The organism is Salmonella sp. FC25216 (genome assembly GCF_057751355.1).
Window position 1 is genome coordinate 43,262 of sequence record NZ_JBDGON010000009.1, and the last position, 22,505, is coordinate 65,766.

Below are 22,505 nucleotides of genomic sequence, written 5' to 3' on the forward strand. Positions count from 1 at the left end.
CGTTCTCGCTACCTCCTGGCTGCCGGTAGTTTGGCGGCTTTGTTGACATCATACCACCAGGTATCTAACCCGATGGTATATACCGGGCGAATCGCCGGATGGGAGAATTTATCCCACCAGGCGAGCCTGTCTTGCGCCATATACCACATCGGCAGCATGTAATAGTTCCAGGTCAGCACGCGATCCAGCGCCCGTCCCAGCGGCACCAGTTTCGCTTTATCACCCTGCGCTGCGATAATTTGCGCGATCAGTTTATCAACCACCGGGCTTTGTACGCCGGGAGCGTTATAACTGGAGTTAATGTATTCCGACGCCCATGAGATTTGTAGATCGGAACTGGGCCAGGGCATCGCCCGCCATAGCCTCGGCATCATGTCATAGTCGCGGCTACGCATCCGATTGGTGAGTTGAGAATTATCAACCTGACGGATAGTCATCGTAATGCCCAGACGCTGAAGATTATGCTGGAAGGGCAGAACCCACTGGCTATTACTGCTGGCAGGAAGGAGAAGTTCAAACGTCAGAGGCTTACCGGTGACGCTATTGACCCGTTGCTGTCCGTTGATCACCCATCCGGCCTGCGTCAACAAGGCGTCAGCTTTAAGAAGATTTTCGCGATCGTAGCCGTCGCCGTTAGAGACCGGCGGCTGATAGATCTGAGTGAAGACTTCAGGAGGAAGATCTTTTTTCATCGGTGCGAGTAATACCAGTTCGTCGGCGTCAGGGTAATTTCTGGCGGCGTATTCGGTATTCTGGAAGTAACTGTTGGTTCGGCTCCAGGCATTATAGAACAGCGCTTTATTCATCCACTCAAAATCGAAGGCCAGGGTGACGGCTTCACGTACCCGTCGGTCTTTAAATACCGGGCGCTGAATGTTAAAGGCCAGCCAGCGAGTGTCCTGCGCCGACTCGTTTTTCTGCTCTTCTTTAATGATGTAATGATTATCGAAATTTTTACCGATATAGCGCGTCGCCCAGTTTTTAGCATCGTTTTCCAGCCGTAGATCAAATGCGCCCGCTTTAAACGCTTCGAAAGCGACATTGTCATCAAGGTAGTAATCGTAGCGGATAGTGTCGAGGTTAAAACGTCCACGATTGACCGGCAGATTAGCCGCCCAGTAGTTTTTGACGCGTGAATAGACAATGTACTGGCCCATTTTCCACTGAGTAATCCGGTATGGCCCGCTGGCTAAGGGAGGCGTTGAAAGCGGATCGCTGAGTTTGTGATTTTTCCAGAATTTTTCGGGCATGATCGGTAATGAAAACAGGCTAAGCATGTCTTCTTTACCAGGCTTCGCCAGCTCAATTCGCACGGTTAAAGGCGCAATCGCCTTCACGGTAGTGCCTTTATAGACCAGACGAAACTGCGGTACACCTTCGGTCATAAACTTATGAAAAGTAAAGGCCACATCGCGGGCGGTAATGGGCGTACCATCGTGAAAACGGGCGCGGGGATTAATCGTAATTTCCACCCAGGAATAGTCGGCGGCATAGCGGGCATGGTCGGCAATCAGTGGATAATAGCTTCCGGGTTCATCATCCGAGGTGGTAAAAAGCGTATCGTAAAGGGCTTCGGTACGTACGCCGGGATTGCCGCGCAGCGAGTAGCGGTTGAAATTATCGAACGTGCCAATAGCGGAAAGCGTCATTTGACCGCCTTTCGGCGCAGCAGGATTCACATAATCAAAGTGATCAAAGTTAAAAGCATACTTAGGTTCGCCGAGTACGGCAAAAGCGTAGCTTTCTTTGATCGCCTGGGCTTGGGCCTGGGCACCAGCGCTAACCAGGGCGACAAGCAGAAGCATTACGCGCGCAATCATCTGAAGGCGGTTTCCTTATCGTATCGTCTGTTGCAAGCCAACAGGCGTCTCGCTGAATAATAAGTGACGTCGCGTCTGATGTGAATCCGTTAAAACCATAAGGGGACTACCATTCAGGCACAGAAGGCGCCGACATCCACAGCACGAAATCTTTAAGGGGTAAAGGACGGCTAATCCAGTACCCCTGCAAATAATTAACACCATGATCGCGTAGCCAACGGGCCTGCTCCGGCGTTTCAACGCCCTCGGCCACCGTCAGCATATTCAGGCGCCTGGAGAGCGTCAGCACGGTATCCAGAACCGGCGACGTGACGGTTTCCGTGCCGATCGCCTGGATAAAGCCGCGATCAATTTTCAGATAATCTAACGTAAATCGCTCCAGATAGATCAGGGCGCTATGGCCTGTACCGAAATCATCCACGGCGATTTCAAACCCGGCGGAATGCAGCCATTCGAACAGCTTGGCCGCTTCATGCTGCTGAAGCATATCGCGTTCAGTGATTTCCAGCACAATATGAAAATGGCGCGCGGGCAGGGCGTCCCTGAGCCGGTGCATATCCTCTTTAAAACTGTCGCTGTGCAGATGTTCCGGCGCGATGTTAATGCCAAATTTGGCGCCGACGGGCATCACCTTCTGTAGCGTGGGAGCGTCGCGGGCGATCAGCTCGAACAGATGCTGCGTTAACCGTACGATAAGTTGCTGCGCTTCGGCATAGTGGATAAAGGCATCCGGCGGAATCTCTCCTGCCGTAGGGTGACGCCAGCGTAGTAAGACTTCAAGCCCGGTGACGCTCAGCGTACGAGTATCGACGACGGGCTGATAAACCACATAAAACTGCTCGTGTTTGATTGCCGTTAAAATCTCTTTGCCTGGTCGCGTCCGGAGGGCATAGATAAAGTAACAGATAAACCCCGCCACGATGCCGCTAATACAGCCCAGCATCAACGCATACCACAAATCATTGTAGGTCCAGCTATCGGCATAAAGCTGTATTTTAAGCGGCAGGCCGCTGATGGTTGCCTGTCGTGATGGCGTGCCTGGCAGCTCCGCGACGGTCAGCAGACGCGAAGAAAAGGTCGACAGCACGGTATTGCCGACAATCAGAGCGATGCCGTTAAAATCGTCCTGGCGCGTGGTATAGAGTAAGTAGGGCGTCAGGTTAATATTCAGCGATGTGAATACGCCGCTGTCATTTAATAATGGATTTCGATACCAAATCACCATTGCCGGTTTGTTGGGCATCATTGGCGTGCCGGGCAGAATCGCCATATCAACGTTTTTACGGATATCTATCTCCGGTACCAGTTGCTGAAGCGGCATATTCATGACGCCAGTGGCGGAAGAACAGAAGACTTTTTTATCTTTAATCAATAAGAAGGCGCGCACATTGAGGCTAAAAGCGGCTCTTGAGGTGAGTTCTGCGCCAACCTGCTGACAGGTGTTGATCGTCAACGGCTGAAGAATATCGGTGGTGGCTTTCAGGTCGGCGAAATAGCTGACAAGATAATGTTGTACATCAGAAAGGAGCGTATTGTATTTAACATCCCGTTTATGCCACGACAGGAAAAATTGCAGGCTACCAATAAGTAATGCTGCCGCCATCCCCGTAATGATACAGGTAAGCAGGATTTTCCGACCGGAAGAGGAGTCGCGTGTAAGCATAATTCCTGGTGTGACCTGAAAGGGCGGATGCCGGTTAAACTGGTTGATTTATAAGACTATAGCCTGGATTACCCCGTATAGTCATGCTTTTCTGTGATGCGCAGGAAAGCGTATTGCCACAGTAGTGGCTGGGTGATACGACCTGAATGCCTGATGGCGCTATGCTTATCAGGCCTATGTTCGTGTGTTGTAGACCGGATAAGACGCCACGCGTCGCCATCCGGTATATCGTCGCCTGGCGGTGTAGTCTGCCAGGCCGAATACGCTATTCTGCAAAACGGATTCAGAAGGGATAATAAGCAAAAGCACTGCCGAAGCAGTGCTTTTGATATCGTCTCATCAGGTAAGCCAAGGGAAGTGCTGCCTGACGAAGATTAACTGCGGCTCAGAACTCGACGCGCTTCGTTGTAACGTTTTTTCCAGTACGGTTCGTTCATACTGGAGATAATGACGCCGCTACTGGTAGACGCATGGACAAACTGGTTATTACCGATATAAATACCGACATGACGACCAGTGGAGCCGGCGCGGAACAGAACCAGATCGCCCGTACGCAGGTTGTTGCGTGACACTGCTTTGCCCATTTCCTGCTGTTCATAGGTTGAGCGCGGAAGCTCTAAACCAAACTGTTCCCGGAAGGTGCGTTGTACAAAGCTGGAACAGTCGACGCCTTTCTTAGTGCTGCCGCCCAGGCGATAACGCACGCCTTTCCAGTCAGCATACTGATCCATAATCCGCGACTTAACGTCGAGGTTACGCACCATGCTTTCAAATTCATCCTGAGAGGCTTGCAGTGAAGAGCTATCGCTATTGCCCACAGCATGCGTCTCAGAATGCATATTCTTTGCGGTATTGGTGGTCGTGCTACAAGCAGAAAGCAGAACCGCAACTGCAATCGCGGGAATCCCGCGCAAGATATATCTCAAAATCGGTTGAGATTTGACCATGTTGTTTGTTTTCCCTTGAAGTCCTTAACGATAAATATCGTTATAAAAATGCCAAACGTGATGAGACTAATTACCTGCACAGCTTGAGACAATTCTTTGAGCACAAATCTGTGGCGGAACGCACAAATTTATTCGCAATGAGAATAATTATCTGGCGAGGCAAAACGAATTTGAGATTACCCGATCGTTGTTGTCATTGCGAGCAATTTCGCGTGATTTTTTATAAGAATTTATGATACGAAAAGTGAGCCATCAGTACTGGTCAAATTAAGCGCAAATCGTTTAAAAAGTGGGCAACCTGTTCATTTTGCAGAGGAATAATATGACCAAAAGATGATAGGCGGGGGGGGATCATCATAAATTACCTTCAACGATGCAAAAGTATCGCTGAAGGTAATGTTAATTACACGGGCTATTTGTTTAAAATTTGTTTATTTCCGCCCGGAAGATAGTTCTCAAAAAGCGCTATCGCCCGGTCGCTGAGCGGGGTCATCAGCCACCAGGGGAGGCCAATCAAAATAACCGTGAGCGAACCGACCGCAATATCGGTGAACCAGTGAGCGCCAATCATAACGCGCGGAAACGCGAAAACCACAAATATAATAAGGGCGATAATCCCCGCCATTTTGCCGAAATAACGCAGCATAAAGGCGGAAAATATCAGCAGCATCATACCGTGATCGCCCGGGAAACTATCTTTTGACGCGTCTTTTGTCGGGATGTGCAGCAACTCGCTGACGCGATAAATATGCTCAAAAGAGAGTGTTGGGCTGGCACGCTTGACGGGGATCAACGCCTGACCGAGCTGGTTAAGCAGCACCGCTGTTAACAGCATGACCAACCCGATTATCACAATGCGCCGCCGACCCGACGCGCTTTCTTTCAGCCAGAAACTGAGCATCAGCCCCCCCATCGCCAGCAGCGAACAGCCGTCAAACGCTCGATTATTGGTAATGGCGACCCACCAGAGGAACGCGTGGCTTTCCACCAGTTTCTGGTTAAAGAAGTGGAATATGCCAGAATCAATGGGGAACCAGAAACCGTGATTGACGGGAAGATACCATGACAAAAACAGCGCCAGACCGGCGACATTAAGTAGAATTATCAAGGGATAGCGGGTTTTCATCGTCATTTCGCCATAGTTTTAAACGGTGGCAACCTTACGCGTGCGTCGCTAAACGAAGCTTCAACAAGGCCGTCTGTAACGTATTCCAGTCGGTTTCTGTGTTTGAGATAAGTTCAACCCGGCTGTCCGGCGGCGCAACGCTCTGTGTTTCGATGTGCAGGTCATCGCCCTGGCGATTGATGCGTACCAGCCCCTCTTGTATGCGCATAACGCCTTTCACCCGGCCCACCGGCGCCAGACGCGCCCATTCGAGTAGGCCAATGGTGTCAAACACGGTATCGGCATCGAAAATCCAGCCGCAGGCCTGATGACCCTGTCCGCTATTGAGGCTGCGTCGCCAGCGCTGCTGTGCGGGTAGATTTAGCGCGGCGAGTCCTTTTTTACTGGCATGAGTGTGAGAATGCGCGGCGCTGGCCGGCAGTTTCGCCAGATTTTGTCGCGGTAAATCCAGAAGCTTACCGTCTATCTGTCCATGTTCGGCATGAATCAGTTGACGATCGCCGCCGTACTGTTGCCACCACTGTTGCAGGGCGGCATCGCTCTGCGCCGTGGCTCGGTCGGTTTTATTGGCGATGATAATATCGGCTGAGGCGAGCTGATCGCGGAAATTTTCATTGGCGACGCTCTGTTGGTCCAGTAGCAGGCGAGGGTCCAGGATGCAGAGCGTGGCGCGTAAATCAATCCACGGCTCATAAACCGGCGCAGTCAATAAATCCAGAATCTGTTTTGGGTGTCCCAGACCGGTCGGTTCAATCAGCAACCGGTCAGGGTTGCCCTGGCGCAGCAGCGTGTTGAGCCCCACCTGCATAGGCAACCCGTTGACGCAGCACATGCAGCCGCCGGGGATCTCTTTTAGCAGTGCGCCGCTGTCGGCAAGTAGCGCGCCGTCAATACCCACTTCGCCAAATTCATTGACCAGGACGGCCCACTTTTCAGCCGGATCTTTATGGGCTAATAAATGAAGGATAGAGGTTGTTTTTCCGCTACCGAGAAATCCAGTAATAAGATTGGTTTTGGTCACGTCAGCTCCAGAGTATTGATACAACATAACAACTTTCAATAATCCTGGCGAAGAAATGTGAAAAAGAGAAGAGGCGAGTTGACAAAGTCGTACTTCTCCCCTCTTAAGAGCAGAAAATGTTAACTTTTTAACGCTTCTCTTTCCTGTTGCAGGACAGCCAGTACCCTGCGGATTTGCTGTATTGGCAGACCGCCAAAGCCAAAAAGCATCACTGTTTCGTGATTCTCTTTTCGCCAGGCGATTTCGGAGCCGTTTTCTATCTCCATCAACGTATCGAAGCAAATACCAGCGCGCAGACAGCGCTGGCGTAGCTGCGCGACGACCGCCGCGGGCCACGGGATGCGCAACGACAGATGCAGCCCTGCGGATGCGCCGCCAATTTCCCCTTCGCTAAAAAGCGTTGTCAGGCCCGTACGTAATAGCGCCTGGCGGGCGGCATACTGGCAGGCCAGTTTACTGATGTGAGTATAAAAAACCTGGTTTTGCATCAGCTCCGCTAAAAACTGTTGTAGCAGCCACTGACTGCCATTATTGCTCAGCGCTTTCATATTTTGCAGGGCGGGAAGCAGCGCGTCCGGGCAGATGAGGTAGCCAAGACGCACCCCTGGCCCCAGCGTTTTAGAAAAGGTGCCGGTATAAATGACCCGATCGTGATAATCCATCGCTTTCAGCGCAGGCAAGGGATTATCGCTGTATGTGAAGACCGCATCATAATCGTCTTCAATAATATAAGTGCCGACGCGCAGCGCCCAGCTTAACAAGGCCTCTCGCCGCGCCAACGAAAGCGTATAGCCCAGCGGATACTGATGCGCTGGCGTGACGTAACAAAGTTGGGTGTTACATTCAGGTAATTTATCGGTACAAATGCCTTGTCGATCGACTGCGACAGGCGTAACGGCGGCGCCGTAATAATTAAAAAGATGCCAGGCGCCGGAATAACAAGGGGATTCCGTCACAATATGACATTTTTCTTGCCGCTGCTGCGCCTGGTGTAGAATAAATATTTGGCTGAGAAGGGAGAGTCCTTCCTGAATACCATTGGTAATAATGATATTGTCCGGCGAGGTATTAATACCTCTGGACAAATTAAGATAGCGAACCACTTGTTCACGGAGTGAAAATAATCCACTTGGTGAATGATATCTGGTCATTAATTGTTCTTTTTGCAGTGCCGGCACATTATTCCACTTGCGCCAGCTTGACCAGGGAAACGCGTTAGGATCGGGAATGCCTATACGGCAATAGATCTCCCGCCCTTGCTCGCTATACACGTCGCTGGCTACGCCTGGCGGCCCTGGGGTAGGCGGAGGGGAGCCCGTCACAGAAAGCATAGCAGGCTGGATGCTGCGTAACGGGGCGGTAAAGATAACTTCATAGCCAATTCCTCGTCGGCTTTTGATATACCCTGCCGCCGTTAATTTTTCATAAGCCATCACCACCGTTATTTTCGCCACATTTAACCGCAGCGCCAGTTCGCGAATGGAGGGAAGCTTATCGCCGCAAAGTAAATCGCCGTGCTGAATGGCCTGAAAATAATATTGAAATATTTGTAATTGCAGCGGCGTGGTGCTTTCCCTGTTCAGAGATAATGACAGCATAAGAGATTCCTCATTATTGCGCTAACGGTATATTACGAATTACGCAAGCCGGTTATTTTGATGCGCTTCATAGTGTGAAGCGTGTTCCTATCATTCACCACGGGTGTCTCTATTTTCGTTTTTTAATATCGCTTAGCGTGCCGGTATTAAAATAATGGAGGCAGATATGTCGTGGATAAAAAAGAGCGCGCTATGGTGGGGATTTGGCGGCGCGGCGGCGATGGTGCTTGTTATTGCGGGAACCTGGCAGGGGGTGCATTACACCAGTACGACGGAGTTTTGTTTATCGTGCCATGCAATGCGCACCGTCGGCGAGGAATATCGCAGCAGTACGCATTTTCGTAACGCCTCTGGCGTGCGCGCTGAGTGCAAAGATTGCCATATTCCCCCCGGCATTGTGCCGACACTGGTGCGTAAAACCGAAGCGTTAAACGATCTTTACCACACCTTTATCTCCCCTTCGATCGATACGCCTGAAAAATTTGCCGGGAAACGCGCGGAGCTGGCGCAGCGCGAATGGCAACGGATGAGCGCCAACAATTCGGCGACCTGCAAATCCTGTCATCGCTATGAGGCAATGGATCACGCGAAGCAATCCGCTAACGCCGCGGCGCAAATGTCCGCTGCCGCGGCGAAAAACAGCAATTGTATCGATTGTCACAAAGGAATAGCGCACCACAAACCGGATATGAGCAGCGGTTTTCGCGAGCGTTATCAACAATTGCTACGCCAGGGTGAAGCCCAGGCGGATACCGACACGCTGTACACGCTAAGTGAAAACGCGCTTACCGCCGCGCCCGGAGCGCCAGTCGGGAAAGCTCTGCTTTTCCCGGCCACGCCGGTGAAAGTACTGAAAAGAGAGAAAGGTGACTTTCTGGTGGAAGTGACCGGCTGGCGGGAAAGTAAAGGCCGCGGGCGAGTGATCACCCAATTCAGGGGCAAGCGCGTGTTTTCCGCCGTACTGGATGCCACGCTGATGGACAACGTCAAAGTGCTGCAAACGCAGATCGATCCTGAATCTCATCAGCAGTGGCAGCAGGTGAGCGTCACCGCCTGGAGTCCCGCAACGGGATTTATCAATAACGTCGATCCGCTTTGGCAGTATGCCGATCAAATGCTGCAATCCACCTGTAGCGCCTGCCATAGCACGCCGCCGCCGACCCGTTATACCGCCAACGGCTGGATAGCCGGATTGAAAGCCATGTCCACCTATTACCGGCTTAACCCGGTGGAAGAGCGCACGTTGCTGAAATACCTCCAGACCCATGCCAGCGATGTGACCACATCCGAGAAAAAATGAGGAGAAGTTATGGATAGCCAAGAGATTAACGCGTCGCGTCGACGTTTTCTGACCGCTATGCTGGCGGTGGGCGCCGCCAGCGCGCTTGCGCCGTCCCCGCTGATCAAAAAAGCGTGGGCTGCCGGTGAAAATCCTGAACACTGGATTCAGTCCGGCTCGCATTTTGGTGCTTTTGAAGCAAAAGTGATGAATGGCGAGTGGGTTGCGACCCGGCCATTCAAACAGGATAAATATCCCTGCGATATGCTCAACGCCGTTCGCGAGGTGGTGTATAACCCTTCACGCGTTCGCTATCCGATGGTCCGGCTTGACTGGCTGCGTCAGCGTGAAAAATCCGATCGTCGCCAGCGGGGCGATAATCGTTTTGTGCGTGTAAGTTGGGATCGGGCGTTAGATCTTTTTTATGAGGAGCTGGAGCGGGTACAAAAAACCTACGGATCTTCCGGCGTGTTTACCGGCCTTGCCGACTGGCAAATGGTGGGGAAATATCATAAGGCTGGCGGAGCGATGGATAGAGGGCTGGGGCTACATGGGAGCTATGTGACCACTGTTGGCGACTATTCTGCGGCCGCAGCGCAGGTGATTCTGCCGCATGTCATTGGCTCACTGGAAGTTTATGAGCAACAAACCTCGCTGCCGCTGGTGATTGAACATAGCCAGACTATTGTGCTGTGGGGCTGTGATCCGATCAAAAATTTGCAGATCGAATTTCTGGTGCCCGATCACGATGCGTTCGGCTACTGGGCGCAGATAAAAGAGGCGGTGGCGCAAGGAAAAATACGCGTGATTAGCGTCGATCCGGTGCGAAGCAAGACGCAAAACTATCTTAATTGTGAACAGTTACCGCTGCGTCCGCAAACGGATGTCGCCCTGATGCTGGGGGTAGCGCACACCCTGTATGTCGAGAAACGTTACGATGTGAATTTTATTAATGATTACACCGTCGGTTTTGAGCAGTTCCTGCCTTATTTATTGGGAACGACGGATAAGCAACCGAAAGATGCGCAGTGGGCGGCGGAAATTTGCGGCCTGAGCGCGGAAAACATCCGGGATTTCGCCCGCATATTGGTCAGTGGGCGTACGCAGTTTATGGGCGGCTGGTGCGTACAGCGGATGCATCACGGCGAACAGTATCCGTGGATGCTGGTGGTGCTTGCCAGTATGGTCGGACAAATCGGTCTGCCCGGCGGCGGCGTTGGATTTGGCTGGCACTATAACGGCGGCGGGACCGTGACTTCCGCGGGGCCGGTGCTGTCCGGGCTTGGCAGTATTGCTAATCCGCCAGCGGCAAAATATAAGCCGGATTTTCGCGGCGCGTCAGAACATATTCCCACTTCGCGAATTGTCGATTGTCTGCTGGCGCCGGGTAAAAAAATCGCCTTTAACGGAGAGACATTAACCTACCCGGATATCAAAATGGCGATTTATAGCGCGGCGAATCCGTTTCATGCGCAGCAGGATCGCAACCGTATGATTGAGGCCTGGGAGAAGCTGGAAACGGTGGTGGTGCTGGACCATCAGTGGACCGCCTCCTGCCGTTTCGCCGACATCGTATTGCCTGTCACTACGCGCTTTGAACGTAATGATATTGAACAGTTCGGCACGCATTCGAATAAAGGTCTGATGGCGTTGCATCAGGTGGTCAAACCGCAATTCGAGGCGCGGCATGATTTTGATATTTTCGCCGGGTTGTGCAAACGCTTCGATCGCGAGGCGGCGTACCGCGAAAATCGCGATGAAATGCAGTGGATTAATGCTATTTATGATGAAGGGGTGAAAACCGGGGCGGCGCTGGGCGTTACTCTGCCGGATTTCGACAGCTTCTGGCAGGGCGAAGGCTACATTGAATATCCGGCGGGGCAGCCGTGGGTGCGCCATAGCGAGTTTCGCGAGCAGCCTGACCTGAACCCGCTCGGAACGCCTTCGGGATTAATCGAAATTTTCAGTAAGACGATAGCCGGATTTGGCTATGCGGATTGTCCCGGGCATCCCGTCTGGATGGAGCCGTTCGAACGCAGCCACAGCAAAGCGAAAACAAAATATCCGCTACATCTGCAATCCTGCCATCCGGATAAACGGCTTCATTCTCAACTTTGTTCCAGCGACGCGTTTCGCAAAACGTACGCCGTCGCAGGGCGGGAGCCGCTTTATATGTGTGAGCAGGATGCCCGGGCGCGCGGGCTGAAAGCCGGCGATATCGCGCGCGTTTTTAATGACCGCGGCCAGGTGCTGGCGGGCGTGGTGATTAGCGCCGATTATGTCCCCGGCGTCATTCGTATTCACGAGGGTGCCTGGTATTCTCCGCAGAAAGGCGGCAAGGCGGGAACGCTGTGTACTTACGGCGATCCCAATGTTCTGAGCGCGGACGTCGCCACGTCGCAACTGGCGCAGGGGCCATCTGCCCACACGGTTTTGGTGGAGGTGGAACGCTATCAGCCGCAGGCGCCTGACGTGACGGGATTCGGCGGTCCGGATACGGTAAAAGAGGAGGGCGAAAATGCGGCATAGTCCTCTTACCTCACGGCGCGCGGCGGTATATCAGTGGTTTTCGCAACTGCTGTTTCAGGAGCTGAGTGAGGCGCAGTTGGCCGCGCTTGGCAGTCAGGAGAGCCGAGTCTGGATTGCTTCGCTCTCCGCCATTCCTGGCCTGGCTTCCGACATCAAAGGATTTGAACGTAGCCTGACGCGCGTTTTGCAGCGCGCAGCGCGGGCGCAAGAACTGGCGGCAGACTTCGCCTCGCTGTTTTTGTTGGCGCCGCCTGTGGGCGTCTCGCCGTATGCCGGACATTATCCTCATACTACGCCAGCGCAAGAGCGGCGGCAGATGAATGCGCTACTGGTGGAACAAGAACTGGCGCCACGAGAAAATGAAGCCTCCGATCATATTGCGATTCAGTTGGCGTTAATGGCGGAACAGGTCAGCAGGGAAGCGCCAGTGGCGACGCAATACTATTTTTTGCAACACCATATTCTGTGTTGGGCGCCGCTTTTTATGGCGAGCTGCCAGCAACGGGACGCCAGGGGATTTTATGTTCTCGCCGTAGTGATATGGTGCATTTTATGCGCGAGGATGCGCAGTATCTGCAATCACTGTTAATGGATGACGTTGACTGTCGAAACCACTAAAGAAAAGGGGCAGGCTGCGCCCTGGGGCGCAGCCGAAAAACGCGAAACTTAATCCGCGCGTCCCATATAACGGCGCTCTTCGATATGAATACGGATTTTCTCACCTGCGCTCAGGTATTCGGGAACCTGAATCACCAGACCGGTGCTCAGGGTAGCGGGTTTGTTACGTGCGCTGGCTGACGCCCCTTTAATACCCGGCGCGGTTTCGACGATTTCCAGATCCACGGTCTGCGGAAGCTCCAGCGCCAGCAGTTGGCCGTCCCAGGTCAGAACCTGCATATCCGGCATTCCGCCTTCAGGCATAAACAGCAACTCTTCTTCAATCTGATCTTTGGTGAAGGTATACGGCGTATAGTCTTCTTTATCCATGAACACATATTCGTTGCCATCGACATAAGAAAAGTCAACGCCGCGACGGCTCAGGGTGACGGTATCAACGATATCGTCGCCTTTGAAACGTTCTTCCACTTTCAGACCGGTGCGGACATCGGAAAAACGCATTTTATACAGTGTGGCGGCGCCACGGGCGGTAGGCGACTGAATATCGATATCTTTCACAATCAGCAACTTGCCGTTGTAGTTCAGTACCATACCCTTTTTGATTTCGTTCGCTCTTGGCATCGAGGAGATCCTGTTGTAGAGATTATCTAAAATATCGCGTCAAACTACTCGCGCCGGGCCGTTCAGGCAAGTGGAATTGTCACTTTTGCTGGGGCAAAAAAGGTGATACTGTTCGCTCGCTTCAGCTCCGAGTTCAACGAGAATACGCGATGGCATGTCGCCCGGATGGTGGATGCGCTGTGTTGTCCCTTCTGTTTCCGGAATGTCTGAGAGCAGACCTGCTCATGATGACGTCCACATTTTAAGTCTGGATTTTGCTTTGGGCAAATTCTGTTATCTTTCATTTGGTTATAAATAGAGGGATCGAGCATGGATTGTCGTAGCGGTTGTGGCGCTTGCTGTATTGCGCCTTCAATTTCGTCGCCGATACCCGGAATGCCGAATGGCAAGCCGATGAATACTCGATGCGTGCAGCTTTCGGAAGATAACTTGTGCCTTATCTTTGGCTCACCTTTACGCCCAAAAGTGTGTTCAGGCCTACAACCGGCAAGAGATATGTGTTTAACGACCCGGGAAGAGGCAATGATTTATTTGCTGGAACTCGAACAGCAAACCTTACCATGAGATAAACCGCTTTTGGTAAACGCGTAGGGGTTTGCGTTATATCCTGAAATAGTCTGCAAAAGCTGAACATCAAATTACCTCCTTTTACCGTTAAATGGCGTAATACATGCTTCCCTTATTTCGTGGCTTCTGAAGCGGTAAATACTGCCGCTCATGGTCGTCGGCGCCTGAACGTGTACTGAATAAGCTGCCACACAAAGCAAAAACGATCAATTTTATTTATATGATAGCCTTTGACTATTAAAACAAGGGGTTTCGATCGATTTTAATTATTCACAACGATCAATATTGCAAATTCGATAGTTTATACCTATCATTGGTGGTTTCACCGATCGATATAACCAGTGTGAATGTATTGTTATTTTCTTTTAAAATACTCACATTCTTATGGACGGGTTTTATCTTATGAAGAAATATACGTTCGCAGCCAGGGCGTTTATTTTTACTCTGGTGTTGCTTTTTGTTATTTTAGTGTCCTGGCTGACAATTAGCGTTTTAAAAGGGATGTGAAATGCAGGGTGAAAATAGTGAAATTGATTTAGTCGATGTTTCTTTTTTTCTTATAAGAAAATGGTTAAGTATTGTAATGACTACCCTTATTTTTGTTGCCATTGGTTATGTTTTTGTGAACTTGCAACACGATACCAGGGTTGTGAGTATTAAAATTAAACCCAATCTGGATACGCCTGCTACCTATGCGTTATGCGGCTATATCAATGATATTCAATGTAAAGTAACGGTTATTCTTAATCGGTTTAGCCGCTTTTTGCCTGCGGAGTATAAAAACAAAATAAGCTTCGAGGCGAAAAATCAACTTATCCTTTTTAAGGCGCAGGGGAGAGAGGAAAGCATCAATAATATTATTTCCACACTGAGAAATAGCGTTGATAAAATGGCGGCATGGTATATCGATGATGGTGATATTAAACGCTATAGTTTGCATAAAAATATGTTACAAACGGAAACATATGCAAAACTATCATTGCTGTCGGAGGCAGTTAAAAATAATGCCAACATTGAAGTGATAGATGTTGCTATTACGCCACAATATAAGATGCGCCTGGTGTTGGCCCTTTGCGGGCTGATGGGCTTCATTTTTTCAATAGCTACTCTTTTATGTAAAAGGGCGCTAACAGAATATCGTGTTGAGAAAAAGACAGTGAAGGACAGCGTAAGGAACATCGCGCAGAGATAAACCCTGCGCTGAAATGCGTCGAATAGCAAAAGTATTAGGCTTGCGAGTTAAACATCTTTAATACGCGCCAGGCAGAACATTGTGGCGACAATCATCACTAACGCAAACCAGAAGACCGCATGGTAATTCCAGATTTCTGCCGCTATTCCTGCCAGCGAACCGGCAATGATCCAGCCGACGCGTATGGTATTGGTATACAGAGTGGTAGCAGAACCCGCCTGACCCGGCATCAGATCCTGAAAATAGAGCATCCCAATTCCGCCGAGAATGCCAATGTAAATCGCGTTCAACAACTGCAAGCCGAGCAACGTCGCCGGCGCGTGCGCCAGCAACATACCCGCATAAAAGCACAGTCCGGCGACAACGGCGATGCGCATTAACAGGCGTTTCCCCAACCGTTTGGCGAAGTAACCTGCAATCAGCATTGTGGGAATCTCCAGTCCGGCTGCGGTACCCATCATCACGCCTGCAAGTTTTTCCGGAAGATGCAGCTCATTGATGATAAACAGCGGCATGTTAATGATATACAGGCTGTTAGTCCCCCACATTAGCGTACAGATGACAAACAGCAACAGCGTATCGCGGCGATTACGACGCGGCGCTTCCAGCACGTCGGTTGCCAGCGGCGCATCTTTGCGCATTGACGGTAAAAACAGCCACACCATGACGCCGCAGACGATAAAAGCTACCGCCGCGCTCAAATACATCACCGTAAAGCTAAAACCCATCGCCAGCGCATAGGCCAGCGGTGGCCCAATGACCCAGGCCAATGAGACCTGGGCGCGGAGGATTGAGCTGAACATCACCGCTTCACGACCGGTACGATCGGCATGTTCACGGGCCAGCGCAAACATCTGCGGGTTGGCGGTAGAGCCGAAGCTACTGAGAAAGACCCCGATGAACAGCAAAATAAAGTAGTTACGGTTCCAGGCAAACAGCACGCAGGCCAACATGCCCAGCACGCAACAGAAAACGATCAGTTTTTTGCGATCGCCTTTTTTATCTGAGCGACCCGCCAGAAACTGGCTCACGATAATGCCGATAACCGCGCTGCCAGTAAAAAAGAATCCCACCATACCGGGGCGGGCGTGAACCTCATCCGTCAGAAAAATACTGAGCGTCGGCGTCTGTAACGCACCGGCAATACCGGTGAGAAAAGCCACGATCAAAAAGGCGGTAGACGTCAGGTCGAACGATTTAGGCGCAGCGGCGGCGGGACTGTTGTGCATGTTTCTTTATCAGTGATGTGAAGAGAGGCGGAGTTTACGCTGCCCGTCAGAAAATAAACAGGTGTCTGAATCAAAATCGACACGAAAAATCAAAATAGCATTTCAATTTGTTACCAGTACGTGCTGACGGTAGCTGAAAGAAAAGTGCTGAAGCCTTTTTTGCGTCAGCTCTTGAGCGTTTATTGGGGAAAAAATGTGCTATACCTCAAAAAATCACCATAAACCCGGCAACTTTTCTTGCGTGCTGAAGCAGAAAGATCCAGACTTATTGAAACGTTTCAGCGCTATCTTGTTTTTTTGATAAGCCAGATTGGCGCCTTTTTTCTCATATTGGCTGAATCGTTTCAATTCAGCAGGAGAGGAGACACATGTTCCAGTTATCGGTTCAGGACATTCATCCGGGCGAGCAGGCCGGAAATAAAGAAGAGGCTATTCGGCAAATCGCCGCCGCGTTAGCGCAGGCGGGGAATGTGGCGAGCGGCTACGTTGACGGTATGCTGGCGCGCGAACAGCAAACCTCGACCTTTCTTGGCAATGGTATTGCGATTCCCCATGGCACAACAGATACGCGCGATCAGGTGCTGAAAACCGGCGTGCAGGTTTTTCAATTCCCGCAGGGCGTTACCTGGGGAGAAGGTCAGGTCGCCTACGTGGCGATTGGTATTGCCGCCAGTTCGGACGAACACCTCGGCCTGCTGCGTCAGTTGACGCATGTGTTGAGCGATGACTCCGTGGCTGAACAGTTGAAATCCGCGACAACGGCGGAAGAGCTGCGCGCATTGCTGATGGGCGAGAAGCAAAGTGAACAATTAAAACTTGATAACGAGACGATGATGCTGGATGTCATCGCCAGCTCGCTGGTCACATTGCAGGCGCTAAATGCGGCGCGTTTGAAAGAGGCGGGAGCGGTTGATGCCGCGTTCGTCGCAAAAACGATTAACGATAGTCCGATGAATCTGGGACAAGGCATCTGGCTGAACGATAGCGCGGAAGGCAATTTGCGCAGCGCTGTTGCAGTAAGCCGTGCGACACAGGCGTTTGACGTAGAGGGTGAAAAAGCGGCCTTATTAGTCACTGTCGCGATGAACGACGAGCAGCCGATTGCCGTGTTAAAACGCCTCGGCGACCTGTTGCTGGACAATAAAGCCGATCGGCTGCTGAACGCGGACGCCGCGACGCTGCTGGCGTTGCTGACCAGTGATGATGCGCTGACTGACGATGTACTGAGCGCGGAATTTGTAGTGCGTAATGAGCATGGCCTCCATGCCCGTCCGGGCACCATGCTGGTGAATACGATTAAACAATTTAACAGTGAAATTACCGTGACAAACCTTGATGGAACCGGCAAGCCGGCAAACGGACGTAGTCTGATGAAAGTGGTGGCGTTAGGCGTGAAGAAAGGCCATCGTCTGCGCTTTACCGCGCAGGGTGAAGATGCTGAACAGGCGCTGAAAGCGATTGGCGATGCGATCGCCGCCGGTCTCGGGGAGGGTGCATAATGAGCAGACGTGTCGCCACCATCACCCTTAATCCGGCTTATGATCTGGTCGGGTTTTGTCCTGAAATTGAACGCGGCGAAGTGAACCTGGTGAAAACTACGGGCCTGCACGCGGCGGGCAAAGGCATCAACGTTGCCAGGGTGCTGAAAGACTTAGGCATCGACGTCACCGTCGGTGGTTTCCTCGGTAAAGATAACCAGGACGGTTTTCAGCAATTGTTCAGCGAACTGGGTATCGCTAACCGCTTTCAGGTGGTTCAGGGACGGACCCGCATCAACGTGAAGCTGACGGAAAAAGATGGCGAAGTGACCGACTTCAACTTTTCCGGCTTTGACGTGACCCCTGCAGACTGGGAACGCTTTGTTAACGACTCCCTGAGCTGGCTGGGTCAGTTCGATATGGTCTGCGTCAGCGGTAGCTTACCGGCTGGCGTGAGTCCGGAAGCGTTCACCGACTGGATGACGCGTCTGCGCAGCCAGTGTCCATGCATTATCTTTGATAGTAGCCGTGAAGCCTTAGTCGCTGGTCTTAAAGCTGCGCCGTGGCTGGTGAAACCGAATCGCCGCGAACTGGAAATTTGGGCGGGTCGTAAGCTCCCGGAAATGAAAGATGTGATTGATGCGGCGCACGCGTTACGCGAACAGGGGATCGCCCATGTGGTGATTTCGCTGGGAGCGGAAGGGGCGCTGTGGGTTAACGCCTCGGGAGAATGGATCGCTAAACCACCGGCGGTTGACGTGGTAAGTACCGTCGGCGCGGGCGATTCCATGGTTGGCGGATTGATTTACGGCCTGCTGATGCGCGAGTCCAGCGAACATACGCTGCGTCTGGCGACGGCGGTTGCCGCGCTGGCGGTAAGCCAGAGCAATGTAGGTATTACCGATCGTCCTCAGTTGGCCGCAATGATGGCGCGCGTCGACTTACAACCGTTTAACTGACAGCAGGAGAGGCATAATGAAAACGCTGCTGATAATTGACGCTAATCTCGGCCAGGCTCGCGCTTACATGGCGAAAACCCTGCTTGGAGCGGCGGCGCATAAAGCAAATCTGGAAATTATCGACAATCCGAATGATGCTGAGCTGGCGATCGTGCTGGGCGAATCTCTGCCGAACGACAATGCTCTGAACGGCAAAAGGGTTTGGCTGGGGGATATTGGTCGCGCCGTCGCGCATCCGGAATTGTTTCTGAGTGAAGCCAAAAGCCATGCGACCCCTTACAACGCCCCTGCTGCGGCTGCTCCTGCGGCGAGCGGCGGTCCGAAACGCGTGGTAGCGGTAACGGCCTGCCCGACCGGCGTCGCCCATACTTTTATGGCGGCTGAAGCCATTGAAACAGAAGCGAAAAAACGCGGCTGGTGGGTAAAAGTCGAGACACGCGGCTCCGTGGGGGCCGGCAATGCCATCACCCCGGAAGAGGTGGCGGAAGCGGATTTAGTGATTGTGGCGGCGGATATCGAAGTGGATCTGGCGAAGTTTGCCGGTCTCCCGATGTACCGCACATCGACCGGCCTGGCGCTGAAAAAGACGGCGCAGGAGCTGGATAAAGCCGTAGCGGAAGCGACGCCGTATCAACCGGCGGGTAAGGCATCGCAAGCGGCGACCGAAGGGAAGAAAGAGAGCGCTGGCGCGTATCGGCATCTGTTGACGGGCGTTTCTTACATGCTGCCTATGGTGGTTGCCGGGGGGCTGTGTATCGCGCTTTCCTTTGCCTTTGGTATTGAAGCCTTTAAGGAGCCGGGCACGCTGGCGGCGGCGCTGATGCAGATTGGCGGCGGTTCGGCATTTGCGCTGATGGTGCCGGTACTGGCGGGTTATATCGCTTTCTCCATCGCGGATCGTCCAGGCCTTACGCCGGGTCTGATTGGCGGTATGCTGGCGGTTAGTACCGGTTCCGGTTTTATCGGCGGGATCATTGCCGGCTTCCTTGCCGGGTATATGGCGAAGCTTATCAGTACCAAACTGAAACTTCCGCAAAGTATGGAAGCGCTGAAGCCGATCCTGATCATTCCGTTAATTTCCAGTCTGGTGGTGGGGCTGGCGATGATTTACCTGATCGGTAAACCGGTTGCCGGGATTCTGGAAGGGCTGACCCACTGGCTGCAAACCATGGGGACCGCAAACGCGGTGCTGTTGGGCGCGATTCTCGGCGGGATGATGTGTACCGACATGGGCGGCCCGGTGAACAAAGCGGCGTATGCGTTTGGCGTTGGTCTGCTGAGTACGCAAACTTACGCGCCGATGGCGGCGATCATGGCCGCAGGTATGGTACCGCCGTTAGCGCTGGGTCTGGCGACGATGGTGGCGCGTCGTAAGTTCGACAAAGCGCAGCAGGAGGGCGGTAAAGCGGCGTTGGTACTGGGGCTGTGCTTTATCACTGAAGGCGCTATTCCGTTTGCCGCACGCGATCCGATGCGTGTACTACCGTGCTGTATCGTTGGCGGCGCGTTGACCGGGGCTATTTCTATGGCGGTAGGCGCAAAATTGATGGCGCCGCATGGCGGTCTGTTTGTTCTGCTTATCCCAGGCGCAATTACGCCGGTATTGGGATACCTGCTGGCGATTGTAGCCGGTACGCTGGTGGCAGGGCTGGCTTATGCCGTCATAAAACGTCCGGAGACGGAAGTCGCGGCAAAAGCGGCATAAGAGATACACGCTAAAAAAGGCAGAGCGCGCTCTGCCTTTTTTATTGCCTGAAGAACATGGAGCGTCAGACCATCGCTTCGGCAATTTGCTGGGCTTTTAACCACGCAATCTCTTCCGCCCAGATATCAGGATTGATGGTCTCCAGTATCAGCGGAATACCGTCAAAACGTGCATCCTGCATAATCCAACGAAACGCATCGTGGCCGATATTGCCTTCACCCAGACTGTGATGGCGGTCAACGCGGCTACCGAAGGCGCTTTTGGCGTCGTTAAGGTGCATCCCGCGCAAATACTGAAATCCGACAATTTGCCCGAATTCGGCAAACGTTTTTTCGCACGCCTCTGGCGTACGCAGATCGTATCCGGCGGCAAAGGCATGACAGGTATCGATACAGACGCCGACGCGCGACTTATCTTCTACGCCGTCGATGATGGCGGCTAGCTGTTCAAACTCAAATCCCAGATTACTGCCCTGACCGGCTGTATTTTCGATGACCGCCGTGACGCCCTCGGTCTGCGCGAGGGCGATATTGATAGATTCAGCGATCCGCGCCAGGCAATCCTCCTGTGCAATCTGCATCAGATGGCTACCGGGATGAAAATTAAGCAGGGTTAAGCCGAGTTGTTCACAGCGCTGCATTTCATCGAGGAAAGCATCGCGCGATTTTTCCAGCGCTTCACTGACCGGATGGCCCAGATTAATCAGGTAACTATCGTGGGGAAGAATTTGCGCCGCTGAGAAATGATACTTTTCACAGGCGATTTTAAAGTCATCAATGACTTGGGGAATAAGGGGGGCGGCACGCCACTGACGCTGGTTTTTCGTGAAAAGCGCAAAGGCCGTTGCGCCAATTTCAGCCGCGCGGGCAGGGGCGTTAGCCAGACCGCCAGCAGCGCTGACGTGCGCTCCGATGTATTTCATAAAAGACTCCTGTTAAACCCGCTATACGGTTCATTGCGAACGCTATGATAACGGGTTAACAGGCGTGAAACGTAATAGTTTATGCGATAAGGCTATGGATTAGGACGTTAATAGCTCCGCCGCCAATAATCAGCCAGGCGAATAATGCCAGCGCCATCAGCAGCGGTTTCGCCCCTGCTTTTTTCAAGGCGCTAACGTGAGTGGTCAGACCCAATGCCGCCATTGCCATCGCCAACAGTATCGTGTCCAGCGTCACCAGCATATCCACCACGGCTTTCGGCAGCAGGTGGAAAGAGTTGAAGATCGCCACTACGATGAAGAAAATAGCAAACCACGGAATAGTAATTTTGCTTTTTTCCGCGCCGGCCGCCGGTGAAAGCTGTTTAACGCGCGCCGCCAGAATGATCAGGAACGGCGCCAGCATCATAACACGCAGCATCTTAGCGATAACCGCCGCATTTTCCGCATCCGGGCTAACAGCGTGACCCGCAGCGACCACTTGCGCGACTTCATGCATGGTTGAGCCGATATAGATGCCGTAAGTTTCCGGGCTGAACCAGTGTGCCAGCAGCGGATACATCGCCGGGTAAAGGAAAATGGCGATTGTGCCGAAGATAACGACAGTCGCTACGGCTACAGTAACCTTACTGGCTTCTGCTTTTACCACCGGCTCTGTCGCCAGTACCGCCGCTGCGCCGCAGATACTGCTACCGGCGCCAATCAGCCAACTGGTGTGCCTGTCCAGACCAAAGACTTTTTGGCCTAAGAAGCAGGCCAGCATGAACGTGCTGGAAAGCGTTAATACGTCAATCACAATACCGCTAATGCCCACGTCGGCGATTTGTGAAAAGGTAAGGCGAAAACCGTAAAGGATAATCCCTAAACGCAGCAAATGTTGTTTTGCAAACAGCACGCCGCCGTCGCATTGTTTCCATATTTGTGGATAGACGGTATTCCCGATAACCATACCCAGCAGGATTGCCAGGGTCAGGGCGCTGAACCCGGCGCCTGCGACGGCAGGGATAGCGCCGCCCCACAGGGCGACTCCTGTAATGACAGCGCTCAGAGCGAGCCCCGGTATAAAATGCCACACTGTACGACGATGCTTCTGCAAGGTGATTTCTGTCATAACCTTCTCCTGTATATGGACAATAAGGTTACGGTGATCTGGTTTAAAAATAAAATTGATTATATATTTATAATTAATCTTTATAAGTGGTAAGTGAAACGC

At 52.2% G+C, this 22,505-nt stretch carries 18 protein-coding genes and 1 pseudogene; 9 read left to right on the forward strand and 10 right to left on the reverse strand.

Features of this window, described 5'->3' with window-relative positions; all coding sequences use genetic code 11:
• Window positions 1–8: 8 nt before the first annotated feature.
• The 6 genes from AC3G3F_RS18055 to pdxR form a co-directional block, all read right to left on the reverse strand.
• Window positions 9–1,820, reverse strand: a complete 1,812-nt coding sequence (locus AC3G3F_RS18055; protein ID WP_063390628.1) for an extracellular solute-binding protein — start codon at window positions 1,818–1,820, stop codon at window positions 9–11.
• Window positions 1,821–1,926: 106 nt separating this feature from the next.
• Window positions 1,927–3,483, reverse strand: coding sequence for a cyclic di-GMP phosphodiesterase (locus tag AC3G3F_RS18060; RefSeq protein WP_053510490.1), 1,557 nt, complete (start codon window positions 3,481–3,483; stop codon window positions 1,927–1,929).
• Window positions 3,484–3,857: 374 nt separating this feature from the next.
• Complete coding sequence (mepS, locus tag AC3G3F_RS18065) at window positions 3,858–4,430, reverse strand: bifunctional murein DD-endopeptidase/murein LD-carboxypeptidase (protein WP_053510488.1); 573 nt, start codon at window positions 4,428–4,430, stop codon at window positions 3,858–3,860.
• A gap of 412 nt (window positions 4,431–4,842) precedes the next feature.
• Window positions 4,843–5,562: a phosphatase PAP2 family protein gene (locus tag AC3G3F_RS18070; RefSeq protein ID WP_024149691.1), complete on the reverse strand. Its 720-nt coding sequence runs from the start codon at window positions 5,560–5,562 to the stop codon at window positions 4,843–4,845.
• A gap of 28 nt (window positions 5,563–5,590) precedes the next feature.
• Window positions 5,591–6,577 (reverse strand): CobW family GTP-binding protein, encoded by a 987-nt coding sequence (locus AC3G3F_RS18075; protein WP_023248348.1) that lies wholly within the window; start codon window positions 6,575–6,577, stop codon window positions 5,591–5,593.
• Between the two features lie 119 nt (window positions 6,578–6,696).
• Entirely contained in the window at window positions 6,697–8,175 is a 1,479-nt protein-coding gene (gene pdxR / locus AC3G3F_RS18080; RefSeq protein ID WP_053510483.1) for a MocR-like pyridoxine biosynthesis transcription factor PdxR, read from the reverse strand.
• Window positions 8,176–8,341: 166 nt separating this feature from the next.
• Here pdxR and torC point away from each other — a divergent pair, with 166 nt between their 5' ends.
• The 3 genes and pseudogenes from torC to torD all read left to right on the forward strand — a co-directional run bounded on the left by torC (window position 8,342) and on the right by torD (window position 12,601).
• Window positions 8,342–9,475: a pentaheme c-type cytochrome TorC gene (gene torC / locus AC3G3F_RS18085; RefSeq protein ID WP_023248346.1), complete on the forward strand. Its 1,134-nt coding sequence runs from the start codon at window positions 8,342–8,344 to the stop codon at window positions 9,473–9,475.
• 9 nt (window positions 9,476–9,484) lie between these two features.
• Entirely contained in the window at window positions 9,485–11,983 is a 2,499-nt protein-coding gene (gene torA, locus AC3G3F_RS18090) for a trimethylamine-N-oxide reductase TorA (RefSeq protein ID WP_063390626.1), read from the forward strand.
• A pseudogene (gene torD / locus AC3G3F_RS18095) lies at window positions 11,973–12,601 on the forward strand (molecular chaperone TorD). The gene torA and the pseudogene torD overlap by 11 nt, the downstream one beginning before the upstream one ends.
• Window positions 12,602–12,649: 48 nt before the next feature.
• Here the strand turns inward: torD and yeiP are convergent.
• The gene (gene yeiP, locus AC3G3F_RS18100; protein ID WP_001136822.1) at window positions 12,650–13,222 is read right to left on the reverse strand and encodes an elongation factor P-like protein YeiP; all 573 of its coding nucleotides are present in this window, start codon (window positions 13,220–13,222) and stop codon (window positions 12,650–12,652) included.
• A 309-nt stretch (window positions 13,223–13,531) separates the two neighbouring features.
• Between yeiP and AC3G3F_RS18105 the strand changes: the two genes are divergently transcribed.
• The 3 genes from AC3G3F_RS18105 to AC3G3F_RS18115 all read left to right on the forward strand — a co-directional run bounded on the left by AC3G3F_RS18105 (window position 13,532) and on the right by AC3G3F_RS18115 (window position 14,981).
• Entirely contained in the window at window positions 13,532–13,786 is a 255-nt protein-coding gene (locus AC3G3F_RS18105; RefSeq protein WP_023248343.1) for a YkgJ family cysteine cluster protein, read from the forward strand.
• 387 nt (window positions 13,787–14,173) lie between these two features.
• Window positions 14,174–14,296: a hypothetical protein gene (locus tag AC3G3F_RS18110; protein ID WP_053510472.1), complete on the forward strand. Its 123-nt coding sequence runs from the start codon at window positions 14,174–14,176 to the stop codon at window positions 14,294–14,296.
• Between the two features lies 1 nt (window position 14,297).
• The gene (locus AC3G3F_RS18115; protein ID WP_488395475.1) at window positions 14,298–14,981 is read left to right on the forward strand and encodes a GNVR domain-containing protein; all 684 of its coding nucleotides are present in this window, start codon (window positions 14,298–14,300) and stop codon (window positions 14,979–14,981) included.
• A 47-nt stretch (window positions 14,982–15,028) separates the two neighbouring features.
• On the opposite strand, the gene setB is transcribed toward AC3G3F_RS18115, so the two are convergent.
• Window positions 15,029–16,210 (reverse strand): sugar efflux transporter SetB, encoded by a 1,182-nt coding sequence (gene setB / locus AC3G3F_RS18120; RefSeq protein ID WP_000551941.1) that lies wholly within the window; start codon window positions 16,208–16,210, stop codon window positions 15,029–15,031.
• A gap of 368 nt (window positions 16,211–16,578) precedes the next feature.
• On the opposite strand from setB, the gene fruB reads away from it, so the two are divergent.
• From fruB to fruA, 3 genes are read left to right on the forward strand one after another with little or no spacing between them, the layout of a single operon-like run.
• Window positions 16,579–17,709: a fused PTS fructose transporter subunit IIA/HPr protein gene (fruB, locus tag AC3G3F_RS18125; protein WP_023248339.1), complete on the forward strand. Its 1,131-nt coding sequence runs from the start codon at window positions 16,579–16,581 to the stop codon at window positions 17,707–17,709.
• A complete protein-coding gene (gene fruK / locus AC3G3F_RS18130) occupies window positions 17,709–18,647 on the forward strand; it encodes a 1-phosphofructokinase (protein ID WP_023248338.1) in 939 nt (312 codons plus the stop codon). Before fruB ends, fruK begins: the two co-directional genes overlap by 1 nt.
• Window positions 18,648–18,663: 16 nt before the next feature.
• On the forward strand, window positions 18,664–20,352 hold the full coding sequence (gene fruA / locus AC3G3F_RS18135; RefSeq protein ID WP_023248337.1) for a PTS fructose transporter subunit IIBC: 1,689 nt from the start codon (window positions 18,664–18,666) through the stop codon (window positions 20,350–20,352).
• Window positions 20,353–20,416: 64 nt separating this feature from the next.
• Here fruA and nfo read toward each other — a convergent pair whose 3' ends face one another.
• Window positions 20,417–21,274, reverse strand: a complete 858-nt coding sequence (gene nfo, locus AC3G3F_RS18140; RefSeq protein WP_079813487.1) for a deoxyribonuclease IV — start codon at window positions 21,272–21,274, stop codon at window positions 20,417–20,419.
• A 79-nt stretch (window positions 21,275–21,353) separates the two neighbouring features.
• Window positions 21,354–22,403, reverse strand: coding sequence for a YeiH family protein (locus AC3G3F_RS18145; RefSeq protein WP_023248335.1), 1,050 nt, complete (start codon window positions 22,401–22,403; stop codon window positions 21,354–21,356).
• Window positions 22,404–22,505: the final 102 nt, after the last annotated feature.